This is a genomic window from Streptomyces beijiangensis (assembly GCF_017315755.1).
GTDB lineage: Bacteria > Actinomycetota > Actinomycetes > Streptomycetales > Streptomycetaceae > Streptomyces > Streptomyces beijiangensis.
On sequence record NZ_JAFLRJ010000096.1, the window covers coordinates 16,381 to 35,138 of the forward strand.

The 18,758-nt window shown below is 69.1% G+C and carries 15 protein-coding genes; 7 read left to right on the forward strand and 8 right to left on the reverse strand.

Annotated features, from left to right (window positions below):
* Positions 1–11: 11 nt before the first annotated feature.
* Positions 12–1,760, reverse strand: coding sequence for a S8 family peptidase (locus J0695_RS10870; protein ID WP_206961703.1), 1,749 nt, complete (start codon positions 1,758–1,760; stop codon positions 12–14).
* A 248-nt stretch (positions 1,761–2,008) separates the two neighbouring features.
* On the opposite strand from J0695_RS10870, the gene J0695_RS10875 reads away from it, so the two are divergent.
* A complete protein-coding gene (locus J0695_RS10875) occupies positions 2,009–3,001 on the forward strand; it encodes an SMP-30/gluconolactonase/LRE family protein (RefSeq protein ID WP_206961704.1) in 993 nt (330 codons plus the stop codon).
* Between the two features lie 105 nt (positions 3,002–3,106).
* On the opposite strand, the gene J0695_RS10880 is transcribed toward J0695_RS10875, so the two are convergent.
* Positions 3,107–4,123, reverse strand: a complete 1,017-nt coding sequence (locus tag J0695_RS10880) for a PAC2 family protein (RefSeq protein WP_206961705.1) — start codon at positions 4,121–4,123, stop codon at positions 3,107–3,109.
* Positions 4,124–4,420: 297 nt separating this feature from the next.
* Between J0695_RS10880 and J0695_RS10885 the strand changes: the two genes are divergently transcribed.
* From J0695_RS10885 to J0695_RS10905, 5 genes are read left to right on the forward strand one after another with little or no spacing between them, the layout of a single operon-like run.
* Positions 4,421–5,746 (forward strand): enolase C-terminal domain-like protein, encoded by a 1,326-nt coding sequence (locus tag J0695_RS10885; RefSeq protein ID WP_206961706.1) that lies wholly within the window; start codon positions 4,421–4,423, stop codon positions 5,744–5,746.
* Positions 5,743–6,519 (forward strand): SDR family NAD(P)-dependent oxidoreductase, encoded by a 777-nt coding sequence (locus tag J0695_RS10890; protein ID WP_206961707.1) that lies wholly within the window; start codon positions 5,743–5,745, stop codon positions 6,517–6,519. The genes J0695_RS10885 and J0695_RS10890 overlap by 4 nt, the downstream gene beginning before the upstream one ends.
* A gap of 57 nt (positions 6,520–6,576) precedes the next feature.
* Positions 6,577–7,611, forward strand: coding sequence for a sugar ABC transporter substrate-binding protein (locus J0695_RS10895; RefSeq protein WP_206961708.1), 1,035 nt, complete (start codon positions 6,577–6,579; stop codon positions 7,609–7,611).
* Positions 7,612–7,613: 2 nt separating this feature from the next.
* A complete protein-coding gene (locus tag J0695_RS10900; RefSeq protein ID WP_206961709.1) occupies positions 7,614–9,125 on the forward strand; it encodes a sugar ABC transporter ATP-binding protein in 1,512 nt (503 codons plus the stop codon).
* Positions 9,122–10,156 (forward strand): ABC transporter permease, encoded by a 1,035-nt coding sequence (locus J0695_RS10905; RefSeq protein ID WP_206961710.1) that lies wholly within the window; start codon positions 9,122–9,124, stop codon positions 10,154–10,156. Before J0695_RS10900 ends, J0695_RS10905 begins: the two co-directional genes overlap by 4 nt.
* An 11-nt stretch (positions 10,157–10,167) precedes the next feature.
* Here J0695_RS10905 and J0695_RS10910 read toward each other — a convergent pair whose 3' ends face one another.
* Complete coding sequence (locus J0695_RS10910; RefSeq protein ID WP_206961711.1) at positions 10,168–10,839, reverse strand: FadR/GntR family transcriptional regulator; 672 nt, start codon at positions 10,837–10,839, stop codon at positions 10,168–10,170.
* 363 nt (positions 10,840–11,202) lie between these two features.
* Between J0695_RS10910 and J0695_RS10915 the strand changes: the two genes are divergently transcribed.
* Complete coding sequence (locus J0695_RS10915) at positions 11,203–12,363, forward strand: RNA-guided endonuclease InsQ/TnpB family protein (protein WP_242552490.1); 1,161 nt, start codon at positions 11,203–11,205, stop codon at positions 12,361–12,363.
* A 264-nt stretch (positions 12,364–12,627) separates the two neighbouring features.
* On the opposite strand, the gene J0695_RS10920 is transcribed toward J0695_RS10915, so the two are convergent.
* The 5 genes from J0695_RS10920 to J0695_RS10940 all read right to left on the reverse strand — a co-directional run bounded on the left by J0695_RS10920 (position 12,628) and on the right by J0695_RS10940 (position 18,625).
* Positions 12,628–13,686, reverse strand: coding sequence for an LLM class flavin-dependent oxidoreductase (locus tag J0695_RS10920; RefSeq protein WP_206961712.1), 1,059 nt, complete (start codon positions 13,684–13,686; stop codon positions 12,628–12,630).
* A 25-nt stretch (positions 13,687–13,711) separates the two neighbouring features.
* The gene (locus J0695_RS10925; protein WP_206961713.1) at positions 13,712–14,572 is read right to left on the reverse strand and encodes an LLM class flavin-dependent oxidoreductase; all 861 of its coding nucleotides are present in this window, start codon (positions 14,570–14,572) and stop codon (positions 13,712–13,714) included.
* A gap of 98 nt (positions 14,573–14,670) precedes the next feature.
* Positions 14,671–16,278, reverse strand: coding sequence for a glycerol-3-phosphate dehydrogenase/oxidase (locus tag J0695_RS10930; RefSeq protein WP_206961714.1), 1,608 nt, complete (start codon positions 16,276–16,278; stop codon positions 14,671–14,673).
* 5 nt (positions 16,279–16,283) lie between these two features.
* Positions 16,284–17,822, reverse strand: coding sequence for a glycerol kinase GlpK (gene glpK / locus J0695_RS10935; protein WP_307798555.1), 1,539 nt, complete (start codon positions 17,820–17,822; stop codon positions 16,284–16,286).
* A 41-nt stretch (positions 17,823–17,863) separates the two neighbouring features.
* Positions 17,864–18,625: an MIP/aquaporin family protein gene (locus J0695_RS10940; protein WP_206961715.1), complete on the reverse strand. Its 762-nt coding sequence runs from the start codon at positions 18,623–18,625 to the stop codon at positions 17,864–17,866.
* Between the last annotated feature and the right edge of the window lie 133 nt (positions 18,626–18,758).

Below are 18,758 nucleotides of genomic sequence, written 5' to 3' on the forward strand. Positions count from 1 at the left end.
GCATTGACGGTTCAGCCGGAGACGACCAGGCCGACGACCTCGTCGTCCGAGAACCAGACACGTACGTCGGGCCGTCCCCCCGCGAAGGCGGTGTGCACCGCCTGGCGGATGTCGGGGGCGGGGTTGTTCAGATTCCGCCAGGATCCGGCCACGAACAGCCGTAGACGCGGCGGAAGTTCATGCGGATACGGCAGGAGCTCGTCCCAGTAGCGCTCTGCCTGGCCCGAGCCGATCGCCGAGGGGAGCAGCCGGGTCACGGCCGCCTTGATGTCGGGGCGGTTGCCGATCCGCTGGGATGCCGGCCGTCCCTGGGCGTCCTGCTGAGGGGATCCGGTCGTACGGAGAATCTCGCGGGCCCGGTCGGGGGCCATCGGGGCGAGCCCCGCGGCCTTGAGCATGCCCTGCAGCGAGGCCAGGGCGCCGACCACCACCGGCGATGCCGACGATGTGCCCGAGAAGGTGTCCGTGTACCAGGCGATCTCCTCCGCACCGCCCTGGAGGTCACCGGGCTGGTCCCAGAAACCTCCCGTCGTGGTGGTCTCGCGTCCCCAGCCCTGGGCGTCGAACCGTGCCCCGTAGTTGGAGAAGGAGAGCCGGGAGCGGTCGGGGCCGTGGTCGCGGCCGTGGGTGCCGGGCGGGGGAGCGCCCGCGCCGACCAGGACGGCGCCCGAGCCCTGGTTGGAGGGGTTGAAGGGGTTGCGCCAGCCCTCCGGGAACTCGTCGGGCCTGCGCTCGTAGATCGCGTCGTCGAGACTCTCGCCGCCGTTGCCGCCGGCCTCCACCACCAGGACGCCCTTGGCCGTCGCCCAGCGGATCGCCGCGAAGTCGTCCGGCCACCACTCCAGCGGGATGTAGCCGCGCTGGTCGTCGCGGTCCGCGTAGTCGAACCGCGGTCCGGGACGGTGGAGTTCGACGAGGACGACGTCGCCGGCGGAGAGCCGGTCGGCCGCCGCGTGGATGGCCACCGCCGTGCCGATGCCCTGGAAGGACGCGGCCGCGGTGACCGCCTCGGGGGCGATCCCCGTGATGCCCTTCTCGTCGCGGTCGCCGCCGATGACGCCGAGCACGGCGGTGCCGTGGTTGCGCCAGGCGACGTCCTGGATCGGTGAGCCGATGACGATGCCCGCGAGCTTCTCCGCGAGATCCTCGTGGCCCAGCTGCCAGGCGCCCTCGACATCGACGATCGTGATGCCGTCGCCGGAGCCGCCCGGACGCTGCCACGCCCAGTACGCGTCGACGCCTTCGGGTGCGGCGTTCAGATATCCCTGACGGCCGGTGAAGTCGGGTGTCGCGGGCGTGCCTTCCTTGAGCCGCTTGTCGCCTTCGAGACGCTGCTGCGGCATGGATGCGGGTACGGCGCCGGGCTTCACGTACGCCGTCTCGATCTCCGGGAGCGCCGCGAGCCTGGCGGTCAGTTCCTGGCCGCGCTCGCCGCCGCCGCGTACCCGGTAGAAGAGCGAGAGGTCCGGCATGGTGCCCATGAGGCCGGCCTCGGCCTGCAGGGGCACGGCCGACCGCAGCCGCTCCTCGTGTCCGAACAGCGGTTCCAGTGCGAGCTGCTCGTCGCTCAGGAACATGCTGAGAGCCGAGATGTCCGACCCCGCCGCCGACCGGATGCCTTCGGCGCCGGCGCGCAGCCGGGCTTCGGCCCGGGCAACGACGATCAGTTCCGGCGCGGCTCCTTGATAGGTGAATCCTGTTCCGTGGGGTCCGGGGCCCGCCGTTCCGGGTCCGTCGCCCGGGAGTGCCTGATCGGTCATCGCTTTCGCCGCTCCCTTCGAGTCTTCGGGGTGCTGTGCTCCGCGTGCCTTCGGCGCTCACCCTGCTACGGCGACGGCGGCTCGTCCACCCCCGTGGCGTCAACTTGGTTTGAAAACAAGTTGAATGGGCAACCCGTGCAATCTGTCCCGAAAACGATGTCACGTAGCAATTCGGCCAAACACTGCGGAGACGACTGCCGTGTGGTGGGGTGAGCGAGTCCGTAGAACATTCGTCGGAAGGGCGATTCATGCACCGTTCCTTCGCACGTCGAAGACTTCTCCAGGGGGCTGCGGCCTTAGGGGGAGCGGCACTTCTCACTCCGCTCGGCACCGCGGTCGCAGCGGCACGAACAGCCGGAACAGGCGAGACGGCCGAGGCAGCCGGAGGGCGATGGCCCTCCGGCTTTCCGCTGCCCGACGGCTTCCAGCCCGAGGGCATCACGATCGGCGGCAGCCCGTACGCCTACGTGGGCTCGATCGCGCACGGTTCCGTCCACCGGGCGAGCCTGGCCACGGGCCGGGGCCGGACCGTCGTCGAGGGGGCGGGCCCCGACCACCCGGTGATCGGGCTCAAGCTCGACGAGCGGTACGGGCGGCTGTTCCTCTGCGGTGGGGCGAGCAGGGAGATCCGGGTGGCCGACCTGCGCTCGGGCCGGGTCGTGACGTCGTACACCGTCGGCTCGGAACGCACGTTCATCAACGATGTGGTGCTGACGCCGGGCGCCGCCTGGTTCACCGACACGTACAAGGCGCAGCTCTACCGCCTTCCGTTCGGACGGCGCGGCGCACTCGGTGAGATCGCGACCGTCCCGCTGAGCGGCGACTGGGTGCAGGGCCCCGACTTCACGGCCAACGGGATCGAGCGGACGCCGGACGGCAGCGCGCTGATCGTGGCCGACACGGCGGCGGACGGCGGCTCGCTGATGCGGGTCGACCCGCGGACCGGACGGGCCCGCAGGGTCGATATCGGCGCGCTGCGACTGCCGAACGCGGACGGTCTGCTGCTGCTCGGGCGGACGCTCTATGTCGTACAGCAGCAGCAGAACGCGATCGACGTGGTGGAACTGAACGCGGCGGGTACACGGGGCAGGGCGGTCACCAGGATCACCGATCCCGCGCGCTTCAGGATTCCCACCACGGCGGCGGCCTGGGGCAACCGCGTCTATCTGCCGAACGCACGTTTCGATGTGCCGCCGACACCGGACACCGACTACGACGTGGTCTCGGTCAGACAGGTCTGACGGATCTGACGGATCTGACGGATCTGACGGATCTGACGGATCTGACGGGGCCGACGGCCCGGGGCGGGGTGCACGCACCCCGCCCCGGGATCGACCGCGGTACGGCTATTGGTCGGAGGATTCGGGGCCCTCGGGCCCGTCCTCGTCGTTCCCGGACTCGGATCCCGGGTCCGGATCAGGGCGCTGCGGCCTGGGCGGCCTGGTCCGGCCGCCGGAGGCGTCGCGGAGGTACGAGCCCGATTCGCCGTCCGTGGCGTGCGAGCCGGGGCCGGGGCCAGGGCCGCCGTCCCGCCGGCGCAGATACCGCTCGAACTCGCGGGCGATGGCCTCGCCGGACGCCTCGGGGAGCTCCGCGGTGTCGCGGGCCTCCTCCAGCGACTGCACGTACTCCGCCACTTCGCTGTCCTCGGCGGCCAGTTGGTCAACGCCCACCTGCCAGGCCCGCGCGTCCTCGGGCAGTTCGCCCAGCGGAATGCGCAGGTCGATCAGGTCCTCAAGGCGGTTGAGGAGGGCGAGCGTCGCCTTCGGGTTCGGCGGCTGCGACACATAGTGCGGCACCGCGGCCCACAGGCTCACCGCGGGAACACCCGCGTGCGTGCACGCCTCCTGGAGGATGCCGACGATGCCGGTCGGGCCCTCGTACCTGGTCTCCTCCAGGTCCATCGTCCTGGCCAGATCCGCGTCGGAGGTGACACCGCTGACCGGTACCGGACGGGTGTGCGGGGTGTCGCCGAGCAGTGCGCCCAGGATCACCACCATCTCGACGCCCAGTTCATGGGCGAAGCCGAGGATCTCGTTGCAGAACGAGCGCCAGCGCATGGACGGTTCGATCCCGCGGACCAGAACGAGGTCACGCGGCTTGTCGCCGCCGATCCGGACCACCGAGAGCCGTGTGGTGGGCCAGGTGACCTTGCGGACACCGCCGTCCAGGAACACCGTCGGCCTGTTGACCTGGAAGTCGTAGTAGTCCTCGGCGTCCAGAGCCGCGAAGACCTCGCCCTTCCACTCCCGGTCCAGGTGGGCGACCGCGGCGGAGGCGGCGTCACCGGCGTCGTTCCAGCCCTCGAACGCGGCCACCATGACCGGGTCGATCAGCTCGGGAACTCCCTCGAGCTCGATCACCCAGGCCTCCTTCCGAAGTTCTTCACGTCATCACCAACCTTACGGCTTCCCCGGTGCCCCTCCGCAGCCCCGTGCGCGGGGGGACTGAACTTCTCCACGTATGGGCAGCAGTGCAGGCAAGCTGCCCAAATGGAACCGATTCATCCGAGCTGTGACCGGATTTTTTCGTCCTGCCCCTGGACGTTGCGGCATGCGCGGCGCTATACATCGGATGACCGCTAAAGGTCCGATGTTCTACCGCACATCTCTGCCGCACTTTCTCTGCCGTACTTCTCTGTACCTGCCATGGGGGCATGAATGAGTCCGACCGTCACGGAGTTCGAGGTTTTCGACATCCGTTTTCCCACCTCGGACCAACTCGACGGTTCGGACGCGATGAACCCCGACCCCGACTACTCCGCGGCCTACGTGGTGCTCCGCACCGACGCCGGGGACGGCGTCGAGGGACACGGCTTCTGCTTCACCATCGGGCGGGGCAACGATGTCACCGCGGCGGCCATCGAGGCGCTCCGCCCCTATGTGATGGGCCGCCCGGTCCCGCGCGGAGCCGCCGAGCTCGCAGCGCTCTACTTCGACCTCACCCATGACTCGCAGCTGCGCTGGCTCGGCCCTGAGAAGGGCGTGATGCACATGGCGGCGGGCGCGCTCGTCAACGCCGCCTGGGACCTGGCCGCGACCGCGGCGGGCAAGCCGGTCTGGCAGTTCCTCGCCGACATGACGCCCGAAGAGCTCGTCTCGCTCGTCGACTTCCGCTACCTCACCGATGTCCTCACCCCCGATGACGCCCTCGCGATCCTGCGGACCGCCGAACCCGGCCGCGCCGGGCGGGCCGAGCTGCTGCGGGCCAACGGCTACCCGGCGTACACCACATCGCCCGGCTGGCTCGGTTACGACGACGAGAAGCTGGTCCGTCTCTCCAAGGAGGCGGTCGCCGAGGGCTTCGCGCAGATCAAGCTGAAGGTCGGCGCCGATCTCCAGGACGACGTACGGAGAATGAAGCTCGCCCGCGCCGCCGTCGGCCCCTCGATCCGTATCGCCGTCGACGCCAACCAGCGCTGGGACGTGCCCGACGCGGTCCGCTGGATGGAGGCGCTCGCGCCCTTCGACCCGCACTGGATCGAGGAGCCGACGAGCCCCGACGACATCCTCGGCCACGCCGCCGTACGTGCGGGACAGCCCGTCAAGGTCGCCACCGGCGAACACGTCGCCAACCGCGTCGTCTTCAAGCAGCTCCTCCAGGCGGGCGCCGTCGACTTCGTCCAGATCGACGCCGCCCGCGTCGCCGGCGTCAACGAGAACATCGCGATCCTGCTGCTCGCCGCCAAGTACGGCGTCCCGGTCTGCCCGCACGCCGGCGGAGTGGGCCTGTGCGAACTGGTCCAGCACCTCTCGATGTTCGACTACGTCGCGGTCTCCGGCACCGACGAGGACCGTGTCATCGAGTACGTCGACCACCTCCACGAGCACTTCGTCGCCCCCGTCGTCATCGACCACGGCCGCTACCGCACCCCCGTCGCCCCGGGCTTCTCGGCCAGGATGCACCCCGAATCGATCACCGCACACCGCTATCCCGACGGGCCCGTATGGCAGGCCCGACGCACCACCCTGGAGGTCAACTCATGAGTGCAGTACGCGACTTCGAAGGGCTCGCAGCCCTGGTGACCGGCGGTGCCTCCGGCATCGGCGCGGCCATCGCGACCCAGCTGCTGGCCCGGGGCGCACGCGTCGCCGTACTCGACCGGGAGACCAAGGGTGCACCGGACGGCGTCCTGGCGCTGACCGCCGACGTCACGGACGACGCCGCCGTACGGGAAGCGGTCGATGCCGCCGCCGCCGAGTTCGGGGCCCTGCACACGGTCGTCTCCAACGCGGGCATCGGCGCGATCGGCACTGTCGCCGACAACGCCGACGACGAGTGGCGGCGTGTCATGGACATCAACGTCCTGGGCATGGTCCGCACCGCCCGGCACGCGCTGCCGCACCTGCGGGCCGCGGCCGTCGACCGCCCCGGCTGCGTCTCCATCACCCAGACCTGCTCGATCGCGGCCACCGCCGGCCTCCCGCAGCGCGCCCTCTACAGCGCCAGCAAGGGCGCTGTCCTCTCGCTGACGCTCGCCATGGCCGCCGACCATGTCCGGGAAGGGATCCGGGTCAACTGCGTCAACCCCGGCACCGCCGACACTCCCTGGGTCGGCCGCCTCCTCGACCAGTCCGACGACCCGGCGGCGGAGCGAGCCGCGCTCAACGCACGACAGCCGTCAGGACGTCTGGTCTCCGCCGACGAGGTGGCGGCAGCCGTGCTCTACCTCGCCAGCCCTGCGGCAGCCGCCGTGACCGGAACCGCACTCGCAGTCGACGGCGGGATGCAGGGCTTGCGCCTGCGCCCCGCCGAGTAACCCAGCAGTGCAACAGCTCACCCTCAGCGTCATCACACTCACCAAGGACGGGACCCCATGAGAGTGCGTAACTCAGCCGCCGCGGCCTGCGTCGTACTGCTGGCCGTGACAGCCCTCGCCGGATGCAACCGGGACTCGGGCAGCGGATCGGCCGACAAGAAGGTCGGCATCGACCTGCCCCGCAGCGACAGCGACTTCTGGAACTCCTACCAGCAGTACATCGCGAAGGGCGTCAAGGCCGGCGACGTCAAGGCACTGCCGCTGACCAACTCGCAGAACGACATAGGCAAGCTGGTCGCCAACGTGCAGACGTTCAGCGACCAGGGCGCCAAGGCCGTGGTGATGGCGCCCCAGGACACCGGGGCGATCGCCTCGACGCTGGAAAACCTCAACAAAAAGAAGATTCCGGTCATCAGTGTCGACACCCGCCCCGACAAGGGCAACGTCTACATGGTGGTGCGCGCCGACAACAAGGCGTACGGGACCAACGCCTGCAAGTTCCTCGGCGAGCAGCTGAAGGGCAAGGGCAAGGTCGCCGAGTTCCAGGGCGACCTCTCCTCCATCAACGGCCGCGACCGCTCCGAGGCCTTCAAGTCCTGCATGACCGCGAACTACCCGGACATCAAGGTCTTCGAGCTGGCCACCGACTGGAAGGGCGACGTCGCCTCCGCGAAGCTCCAGTCGACGCTCGCCGCCAACCCCGACCTCAACGGCATCTACATGCAGGCGGGCGGCGTCTTCCTGCAGCCCACGCTCGCGCTCCTGCAGCAGAAGAACCTGCTGAAGCCGGCGGGGACCAAGGGCCACATCACGATCATCTCCAACGACGGGATCCCGGAGGAGTTCGACGCCATCAAGTCCGGGAAGATCGACGCCACGATCTCCCAGCCCGCCGACCTGTACGCCAAGTACGCGCTGTACTACGCCAAGGCGGCCCTGGACGGCAAGACCTTCAAGCCGGGCAAGACCGACCACGACTCCACGATCATCCAGCTCCCGAACGGCCTCGAGGACCAGCTCCCCGCGCCGCTCGTGACCAAGGCGAACGTGGACGACCCGAAGCTGTGGGCGAACCAGCTGGGGAAGAACTAGCCATGTCACAGGCAGTACCAGCTGTTCACGCAGAGGGCATCGTCAAGCGCTTCGGTCCCACCGTCGCGCTCGACGACGTCCGGCTGACCGTTCAGCCCGGCGAGTCGCACGCACTCGTCGGGCGCAACGGCGCGGGCAAGTCCACGCTCGTCAGCGTCATCACCGGACTCCACAGGGCGGACGCGGGGCAGGTCACCTTCAGCGGGGAGCCCGCGCCCGCCTTCGGGGACACGGCGGCCTGGCAGTCGAAGGTCGCCTGCGTCTACCAGAAGTCCATGGTCGTCCCCGACCTCACGGTCGCGGAGAACCTCTTCCTCAACCGCTTCGACTCCGGGGGCCGTTGGATCAACTGGAAGGGTCTGCGCCGGCGCGCGGCCGACCTGCTCGCCGAGTACGGCGTGGAGGTGGACCCCAACACCCGGGCCAAGGACCTCACCGTCGAGCAGGTCCAGTTCGTCGAGATCGCCCGCGCCCTCTCGTTCGGCGCGAAGCTGATCATCCTCGACGAGCCGACCGCCCAGCTCGACGCCCGGGGCATCCAGAGCCTCTTCGCGAAGCTCCACGACCTGCAGAGCCAGGGGGTGGCGTTCCTCTTCATCTCCCACCATCTGCAGGAGGTGTACGAACTGTGCACCGCGGTCACCGTCTACCGCGACGCCCGCCATGTCCTCACCGCGCCCGTCGCGGAACTGAACAAGGCGGACCTCGTGTCGGCGATGACCGGCGAGAAGGCGGCCGGGGCCTCGGCCTGGCACGCGGCCCCGCGCCCCGCTTCCGAGGGGACCGAGCCCGTGCTCCGTACCGAAGCACTGGCCCTTGAGGGGGAGTTCGACCCCCTGGACATCGAGGTGCGGCCCGGCGAGGTCCTCGGCATCGCCGGGGCGGCGGCCAGCGGCAACACCGCGCTGGGCGAGACCCTGGTCGGGATGCGGAAGGCCACGGCGGGGCGCGTCGTCGTACGCGGCGTCACGGTGAAGCCGGGCAGCGTCCCGCACTCGCTGGACGCCGGGATCGGGTACATCCCCGAGGACCGGCACCGCCAGGGACTGGTCCTGGAGCGCAGCGTCGCGGAGAACGCGACGCTGACGGTGGCCGACCAGCTCGGGCCGTGGGGGACCGTACTGCCCTCCCGTACAAGGGAGTTCGCGCAGGCCATGATCTCCTCGCTCGACATCAAGACCACAGGTCCCGAGCAGAAGGTGTCCGGCCTCTCGGGCGGAAACCAGCAGAAGGTGGTGGTGGCCCGCGCCCTCGCCCGTAAGCCGAGCGCACTGGTTGCGGTACGGCCGACGGCAGGTGTGGACGTGAAGTCCAAGGACTCGCTGCTCGGGGTGGTCCGCAGGGTCGCCGACGAAGGCAGCGCCGCAGTGATCATCTCGGACGAACTCGATGATCTGCGGGTGTGCGACCGCGTGATCGCCCTCTTCCACGGGCGAGTGGTCGCGGAATACGACAGTGGGTGGACGGACGGGGAACTGGTCGCCGCCATGGAAGGCGTAGGGGAGCGGGCATGACCGACACGATCGGGCCGATTGCGGCCAACGAGACCAAGGGGGAGGCCAGTCCGCTGCGAGGCAGGCTGGCACTGATCCGCTGGAGCGACTTCTCGCTCGTGCCGGTGATCCTGGTGCTGATGGTGATCGGCTTCATCGTCTCGCCGGTCTTCCTGACCTCGGACAACCTGATCAGCGTGATCCAGCAGTGCTCCGAGCTGAGCCTGCTGGTGCTGGGACAGGCGCTGATCCTGATCTGCGGGCGCATGGACCTGTCACTGGAGTCGACGATCGGTATCGCACCGGTCGTCGCGATGTGGCTGGTGATGCCCACGGAAGGCGGCCGCTTCACCGGGCTCGGGTTCCTGCCGACCTGGACGGCGATCCCGCTCTGTCTGCTGGTCGGACTGGCGATCGGCGCGATCAACGGCTTCCTGATGCTGAAGCTCAACGTCAATGGCTTCATCGCCACGCTCGGCATGCTCACCATGCTGCGCGGACTCCAGATCGGCATCACCGAGGGCAAGTCGATCATCGACGTGCCGGAGTCCTTCAGCTACCTGGGCATGACCTCGTGGCTCGGCGCACCGGCCGCGGTCTGGATCTGCCTGGCGCTCTTCGCCGTCGGCGGCGCCGCACTGGCGTGGACCAGGCACGGGCGTTCGCTGTACGCGATCGGCGGCAACCCCGAGGCGGCACGGGCGGCCGGCATCAGGGTGGACCGGATCACCTGGATCGTCCTGGCGGTCGGCGGGCTGCTCGCCGCCTTCGCGGGCATCCTCTACACAGGGCACTACGGTTCCATCGCGGCCAATCAGGGCAACGGCTGGATCTTCCAGGTGTTCGCGGCCGCCGTCATCGGCGGGATCAGCCTGAAGGGGGGCCGTGGCACGCTCTTCGGCGCGCTCACCGGCGTCCTCACCCTTCAGCTGGTCCTCAATGTGATGACGCTGGGCGGTGTCCCCGCCCTGTGGAACCAGTTCCTCAACGGCGCCATCATCATCGTCGCCCTGATCGTCTCCCGCTACGCCAGCGGCGAGAAGCAGGACTGACCCGCCTCACCTCAGAGCGTCGAGCGCAGCCACTGCTCGACGCTGGCGATGTGCACCGTCGCCCAGGACCGGGCCGCTTCGGCGTCCCGGTCCTTCAGTGCGGCCAGGATCGCCCGGTGCTCCAGGAGGGTGCGGCTGACCGCGTCCTCCTGGGTCAGCCCGCGCCACACCCGCGCCCTGGTCGTCGGCCCCGAGAGGCCGTCGAGCAGCGAGCAGAGCACCGAGTTGCCCGAGCCCTGCACGATGCCCCGGTGGAACTCCAGGTCGCTGGCGACGAGTTCCTCCACCGACGGCTGCGGGCCCAGCGCGTCGAGCTGGGCGGTGAGCCGGTCCAGTTCTGCCTCGCCGATCTTGGTGGCGGCCATCGCCGTGGCGGCCGGCTCCAGGATTCTCCGTACGGCAAGGAACTCCAGGACCGTGTCGTCCCGGTGGAAGTCCACGACAAAACTCATCGCTTCGAGCAGCAGCTGCGGATCGAGGCTGGTGACGTACGTGCCGTCGCCCTGACGCACGTCGAGGATGCGGATCAGCGACAGCGCGCGTACCGCCTCACGCAGAGAATTACGGGAAAGCCCCAGCTCAGCGGCGAGTTCGCTCTCCTTGGGCAGCCGGTCGCCCGGCCGCAGTGCACCGGAGACGATCATTTCTTTGATCTTCTCGATGGCCTCGTCGGTCACAGCCATGGGAACCTCGCCTCATCAGACATCCGATCTATCTGGTGATTATGGCTCCTGAAGGGCCCGTCGCGCACGGGGGTCCCGCGATCCGGTCCTTTCCCGGCCGCTCGACCGACCTATTTCAGCGGATTCTTGCGAGGATCCCGGGCGTTCATGCAGGGGAGGAACCACATCCATGGTGGTGCGACGCGGAGCGTTGCGGCCTTCTGCCGGCGGAGCTGGATCCCGCGAGATCCTGCGGAGCAGGACAAGATCGCCTTGCTGACGGAGTCGGCCACAGCAGACCACGACTGGGGTGCGGTCACTCGATCGGGTGACCTTCGGTGAGGTGGGTGCGGGGTGCGTGGCGTGTAGTTATGTTCGGTGCCCATGAAGCTGGTGGTGCAGGTCAAGCTCCAGCCGGATGCCGTGCAGGCACCGGCATTTGAGCGCACCCTGCCCGCGATCAACGACGCCGCGCACTGGGTGTCCACCATCGCGTTCGAGGGCTTCGGACTCAAGGCCGACGTCCGCGAGCTTCGGAAGCTGTGCTACGGCGAACTCAAGGCGCGAGGGTTCGGGGCGCAGGCCTCACAGCACATCATCAAGCGCGTCGCCGATGCCTACACCACGTTGAGGGCGAACATCCGGGCCGGGAACCTGGGGTCGCAGACGTCGAAGCGTCGTCGTAAGGCGGAGTCCAAGCCCATAGTGTTCCGGAAGCACGCTGCGCACACGTACGACGACCGGTGCCTGTCGTGGACCTACGACGCGCGAACGGCCTCGATCTGGACCCTGGACGGCCGCGTTAAGAATGTCCCTTTCGCCTGCCCCCCTGAAGTGCTCAAGGAACTGGTCGAGCATCGGCGGGGCGAATCTGATCTGGTGTTCCGCGATGGCAAGTGGTTCCTGATCGCCACTATCGATGTGTCCGAGCCCGAGGTGTACGAGCCGGTCGACTTCATCGGTGTGGACCGGGGCATCGTCAACCTCGCCACCACCAGCGACGGGGACAACCACCAGGGCCGACGCCTGGGCCGTTACCGGCGCTGGCAGACCCGCAAGCGGGCCGAACTCCAGGCCAAGCAGACCCGGTCCGCCAAGCAGCGCCTCAAGAAGCGGGCGAAGAAGGAAGCCCGCCACGCCACGCACATCAACCACAAGATTTCCCAAGCAGTTGTTGCTGTCGCCCAACGCACCGAGCGCGGTATCGCCCTGGAAGAACTCCGGGGCATCCGCGCGCGGGTTACGGTTTCTCGCGACCGGCGAGCACGACTGTCCTCCTGGCCCTTCCACCAACTCGGCGAATTCATCGCCTACAAGTGCCGCCAAGCCGGAGTGCCCTTCGTCGAGGTGGACCCGGCCTACACCTCGCAACGCTGTCCGCGCTGCGGGCACACCGAGCGCGCCAACCGGCGTACCCGGGACCTCTTCTCCTGTCGTCGGTGTGGCCTCGCTGGGCCCGCCGACCACGTCGCCGGGGTCAACGTGCGCAACCGTGCACGCTCGGCGTGGGTATTCGTCAACATGCCCGATCCGGCCCCGGCATAGCCGAGGCAGGTAGATGTGACCCGTGACCGTCCTGTCGTAGGGGCAGTCGGGAGCATAAGCAGAGCCGTCCGACCGAGCCCGCAAGCCCGGTTGTTAACGGCCGAGTAGTTGACGGCTAAGACTTCGCGGTATGCACCGTAGAGAGTGCGACAGGGAGGCTGCAGGGCGTGACGGGGGAGAGGCCGGCGCAGCGCTCAACCTGGACTGCGCCGACCGCAGGCGCATCACCACCGAATGCCTCGCCCTGATGTAGCCCGCCACTGCTCACCCCCAGAGCGTGGAAGGCGCCTCGCTGCGTACCACCGGGGCGATCTCCTCGGCGAACCGCTGCAGCGTTTCGAGCTGTTCGCCGTGTGCCAGGCCGAATCCGTCGACGGTGATGGACTGCAGATCGTGCCGGTAGACCTCGTGGTACCCGAGGATCTTGTCGATGATCTGCTGCGGGGAGCCGATCAACTGAGGACCGCTCTCGATGGCGTCCTCGATCGTGCGGAACGGGGTGTTGTAGCCCGCCTTGCCCGCCAGGTGCGGCTTGAAGGTCTGGGCCACCTTCGCCTCGTACAGCCCCTTGAAGCGCGACACCGCCTGCTGCGAGCTGTCCGCGATCAGCAGCCCGCCCGAGCCCGCCGCCACATGGGCGCGGGCGGGATCGTGTCCGTACGCCTCGAACCGCTCGCGGTAGTGGTCGATCAGCTTCGCGTACGCCTCGCGCGGCTGGACGGCGTTGGCGGTGAAGAGCGGGTCGCCGTGCTTGGCGGCCAGCTCGGGGGAGTTGAGGCTGGTGGCCGAGCCGTGCCAGATGCGCGGGAGGCCGTCGAAGGGGCGGGGGACGGTCGTCACGTTCTTCAGCGGCGGCCGGAACTCGCCCTCCCAGTCCACGCCCTCCTCGCTCCACAGCCGCCGCAGCAGCTCGTACTTCTCCTTCTGCAGATCCCACTGGCGCTCTTCGTCGAGGCCGAAGAGATCGAAGTGCCCTGCCTCGGCGCCCTTGCCGACAACGAGTTCGATACGGCCGCGCGAGAGCAGGTCGAGCGTCGCGTAGTCCTCGGCGACCCGGACCGGGTCGAGGATCGCGACGACCGTGACACCGGTGAGGAGCCTGATCGTGGTCGTACGGGAGGCGAGCGCGCCGAGGACCACGGTCGGGCTCGACGACAGGAAAGGACCCGCGTGCCGCTCACCGACCGCGTACGCGTCGAAGCCGAGCCGCTCGGCCTCGACACCCGTCTCGACGACCTCCGCCAACCGGTCGGCGGAGGAGGGGAGTTCACCGGTCAGCGGGTGCGGGGCATGTCCGATGAGGGAGAGTACGGAGAATTTCATGGTGTTCCGGGTGTCCTTCCTGCGGTCAGGCGAGTCCGAGACGGGAGCGCAGACTGCCGTCCGGGTACGAGGTGCGGAACAGACCGCGTAGCTGGAGCTCGGGCACGACCTCGGCGACCAGGGTCTCCACGTCGCGCGCCGCGTCGGCGGGCCGCAGCCGGAAGCCGTCGGCGCCGCCCTCCTCGAACCACTCCTGGAGCCGGTCGGCGAGCGCGTCCGGAGTGCCGATGAACACCGCGGCGTCCGAGTCGAAGGTTTCGCCCTCGCCCAGCAGCACATTCAGGTCGGCGAGGACCCGCAGCGAGCCCGGCGGCCGGCCTGCCTCCTCGGCCAGTGTGTCGACCTCCTTGCGGATGGCGACGAGCTGCCCGGTGTCGGTGGGCGTCACGAGCACGACATCGGCGTGCGCGGCGCTGAACCGGTAGACCGCCGTGGCATGGGCGAGCGCGACGACGGGCGGTCGGACCGCACCCCAGCTGCGGTCCGCCCGCGCCAGGAACTCGCCCGCCTGCTCGAAGAGTCCGTCCAGCAGCAGGTCTCCCTCGGGGGTCCCCAACAGACCGACGAGCCGGTCGTGGTCGGCGGCGCTGGTCGCCACGCGCGGCCGTACCCCTGCCCGCCCCGCGCTCAGCCGGTCGAGCGTGGTGATCCGCCGGGCGAAGACCGAGGGGTCGCCCGCCGTCGTCTCCAGCGGCACCAGGCCGATCCGGTCCGTGCCGGCGGCGGCGAGCCCGGTGAGCAGCGTGGGATCCAGCTGCCCGGGGCCGTCCTGCGCGGTGACGAAGTCGAGCAGGCCCTCCTCGGCGCGCTGCGCCAGGCGGAGGAACTCCTGCGGGTCGGAGCCGTCGAGCGCGACGGCCAGATGAGCGTGTTCGCGTAGGGGCATGAACTCCACTGTCGCCGCCGGATGTTGCGGCACTGTGGACGGCGCATGGCATGAGTAAGGGGCGACCCCCCTGCGAGTCGCCCCTTACCGATGTGGGGTTACTTCTTGCCGAGCACGTCCTCGACCCTGGCCCGGATGTCGTCCGTCGCCAGACCCCGGATCGTCAGCGTCGTACGGCGGCGCAGCACGTCGTCCGCCGTCTCGGCCCACTCGTGGTCACGGGCGTAGACGACCTGCGCCCAGATCTCCGGTGCGTCGGGGTGGATCCGCTCGGCCAGCGACGGGTCCTCGTTGGCGAGGCGCGCGATGTCGAAGGAGAGCGAACCGTAGTGCGTCGCCAGATGGCGGGCGGTGTCGGCGGCCATCCGCGGACCGGGCGCGGGAGCGTCCACCAGGAGCCGGTGCGCGACCGCGTTCGGGTTGGCGATGCCGGGCAGCGGGAGCCTCCTGGGCAGATGCGAGATCGGCTCCATGTCCTCGCCGAGCGGGTGGCCGGGCAGCGCGGCCAGCTTGTTCATCACCGTACGGCCGATGTGGCGGAAGGTCGTCCACTTGCCGCCCGCCACCGAGAGCATCCCGCCGCGCCCCTCGGTGACGACCGTCTCGCGCTTGGCCTTCGAGGTGTCGCCGGGACCGCCGGGAAGCACCCGCAGACCCGCGAAGGAGTAGGTGATCAGGTCGCGGGAGAGCTGCTGGTCGCGTACGGAGTAGGCCGCCTCGTCCAGGATCTGCGCGGTGTCCTTCTCGGTGACCCGCACATCCGCCGGGTCGCCCTCGTACTCCTCGTCGGTCGTCCCCAGGAGCAGCTGGTCCTCCCACGGCAGCGCGAAGGTGATCCGGTACTTGTCGATCGGGGTGGCCAGCGCGGCCTTCCACGGCGAGGTCCGCTTCAGGACCAGGTGCGCGCCCTTGGAGAGCCTGATGGAGGGAGCCGAGTCCGGATCCTCCAGCTTGCGCAGGTGGTCCACCCACGGGCCCGTCGCATTGAGCACCAGCCGTGCGGTGACCCCGAATTCCTCCCCGCTCATACGGTCCTTGAGCTCGGCGCCCGTCACCCGGCCCTGGGTGAAGCGCAGCCCGGTGACCTCGGCGTGGTTGAGGGCGGTGGCGCCCGCCTCGGCCGCCGCGCGGACCGTCATCAGCGCCATGCGGGAGTCGTTCATCTGGTCGTCGCCGTACACCGCGACGGCCTTGAGGTTCTGCGTACGGAGCTCCGGCACGTCACGCTGCGCCCGTGAGGGCGATATGACATGGCCGACGCCGTCACCGAACGCGGAGAGCGCCGAGTAGGCGAAGACACCCGCGCCGAGCTTGGCCGCGCCGTGCGGTCCGCCCTTGTAGACGGGCAGGTAGAAGGTGAGCGGATTGGCGAGGTGCGGTGCCACGTCCCTGGAGACCGCACGCCGCTCGAAGTGGTTCTCCGCGACCAGCTTCACCGCGCCGGTCTGCAGGTAGCGCAGTCCGCCGTGGAGAAGCTTGGAGGAGGCGGAGGAGGTGGCGCCGGCGAAGTCGCCGGCGTCCACCAGGGCCACCCGCAGCCCGGACTGAGCGGCGTGCCAGGCGGTGGAGATGCCCAGGATGCCGCCGCCGATCACCAGGAGGTCGTACGTCGCCTTGGAAAGCTGCTCCCGAGTCTCGGCCCGGCTCGCTGTGGAGCCGGAGGCCGGGTGCGTCCCGAGGGCCGGGACGCTGTGCAGGGTGGTCATGTCGATTACTCCTCGCCGGTGTTCTCGTCGAGCCAGCCCATGGAACGTTCCACTGCCTTGAGCCAGCTCTTGTACTCGCGTTCCCGCTGGTCCGCGTCCATACGGGGGGTCCACTCGGCGGCCCGGCGCCAGTTGGCGCGCAGTTCGTCGGTGCTGGACCAGAAGCCGACGGCCAGGCCGGCGGCATAGGCGGCGCCGAGGCAGGTCGTCTCGGCGACCATGGGGCGCACCACAGGCGCGTCCGTGAAGTCCGAGATGGTCTGCATCAGCAGGTTGTTGGAGGTCATTCCGCCGTCGACCTTGAGCGCGGCGAGCTCGACACCGGAGTCCTTCGTCATGGCGTCGGTGATCTCGCGGGTCTGCCAGGCGGTGGCCTCGAGCACGGCGCGCGCGATGTGCGCCTTGGTGACGTACCGGGTGAGGCCGGTGATCACACCGCGGGCGTCGGAGCGCCAGTACGGGGCGAAGAGACCGGAGAAGGCCGGCACGAAGTAGGCGCCGCCGTTGTCCTCGACCGAGGACGCCAGGGTCTCGATCTCGGCCGCGGACTTGATGAGGCCCATCTGGTCGCGCATCCACTGCACCAGCGAGCCGGTGACGGCGATGGAGCCTTCCAGCGCGTAGACGGGCTTCTGGTCGCCGATCTGGTAACCGACCGTCGTCAGCAGTCCGTTGTACGAGTTGACCGGCTTGTCACCGGTGTTCATCAGCATGAAGGTGCCGGTGCCGTACGTGGACTTGGCCTCGCCCTCGGAGAAGCAGGTCTGGCCGAACAGGGCCGCCTGCTGGTCGCCGAGCGCGGAGGCGACCGGGACGCCGTCCAGGACGCCGCCCTTGGCGTGTCCGTACACCTCGGCGGACGAGCGGATCTCGGGCAGCATGGCCGCCGGGAGCTTCATGGAGGAGAGGATCTTCTCGTCCCACGCCATGGTGTGCAGGTTCATCAGCATCGTGCGCGAGGCGTTGGTGACGTCGGTGACGTGGACGCCGCCGTTCACCCCGCCCGTCAGGTTCCAGATGACCCAGGAGTCCATGGTGCCGAAGAGGATGTCCCCGGCCTCGGCACGCTCGCGCAGCCCCTCGACGTTGTCGATCAGCCAGCGGGCCTTGGGCCCGGCGAAGTACGAGGCGAGGGGGAGGCCGGTCTCGCGGCGGAAGCGGTCCTGGCCGACGTTGCGGCCGAGCTCCCTGCAGAGCGCGTCGGTGCGGGTGTCCTGCCAGACGAGGGCGTTGTGGACGGGCTCACCGGTGTTCTTGTCCCAGAGCAGCGTGGTCTCGCGCTGGTTGGTGATGCCGATCGCCTTGACGTCGGCGGAGGTGATGCCGGCCTTCTCGATGGCGCCCGCCACGACTTCCTGGACGTTGGTCCAGATCTCGGCGGCGTCGTGCTCGACCCAGCCCGGCTTGGGGAAGATCTGCTCGTGTTCCTTCTGGTCGACGGCGACGATCCGGCCGTCCTTGTCGAACACGATGCAGCGGCTGGACGTGGTGCCCTGGTCGATGGCCGCGATGAACGGCCCCGTGGTGTGAGCGTCGGTGGTCACGATGTGCTCCAGAGAAGTCTGTGAAGGGTGGGGAGTCGGGCTCAGGCGAAGGCGACGTTGTAGAGGCCGCCCGCTATGGCGCCGCCGATCAGCGGTCCCGCGATCGGGATCCATGCGTAGCTCCAGTCCGAACCGCCCTTGTTGGGCAGCGGGAGCAGGGCGTGCACGATGCGCGGACCGAGGTCGCGGACCGGGTTGATGGCGTACCCGGTCGGGCCGCCGAGCGAGAGTCCGATCGACACCACGACCAGCGCGGTGATCAGTGCGCCGAGCGTGCCGAGACCGTGACCGCCGTCATTGAGGCCCTGGGTGAGGATCGCCAGGACGAGCACGACGGTCGCGATGATCTCGGTGACCAGGTTCTGCACCACGTTGCGGATCTCGGGCCCGGTGGAGAAGACACCGAGGACAGGACCCGCAGGGCTGTCGTCCTTGGTCTTCGCGATCTCGGGATCGGTGAGGTGCGCGTGGAACTGTCCGTAGTAGACGGCCCAGACCAGCACCGCGCCGATCATCGCGCCGAGGAGCTGCGAGGCCAGGTAGAGCGGTACGTCGCTCCACTTGGTGCCGCCCTCGATCGCGAGGCCGATGGTCACCGCGGGGTTGAGGTGGGCGCCGGAGACGCCGCCCGCGAGGTAGGCGCCGGTCAGTACGGCGAATCCCCAGCCGAACGTGATCGCGAGCCAGCCCGCGTCCTTTGCCTTTGAGCGCTTCAGCGTGACGGCGGCACAGACGCCACCGCCGAGCAGGATGAGTACGGCGGTACCGATGGTCTCGCCGATGAAGATGTCGGAGCTGGACACCCGCGACTCCTTTGTCCTTCGTCCAGGGGAACGTTGCCGGCCCTTGGCGTTGCCACACTCTAACTCGTATTACCGGTAGGTGTTCGACAATGCCGACCGTTGAACGAGAGTGTTACTCGCCGGTTAACACAAC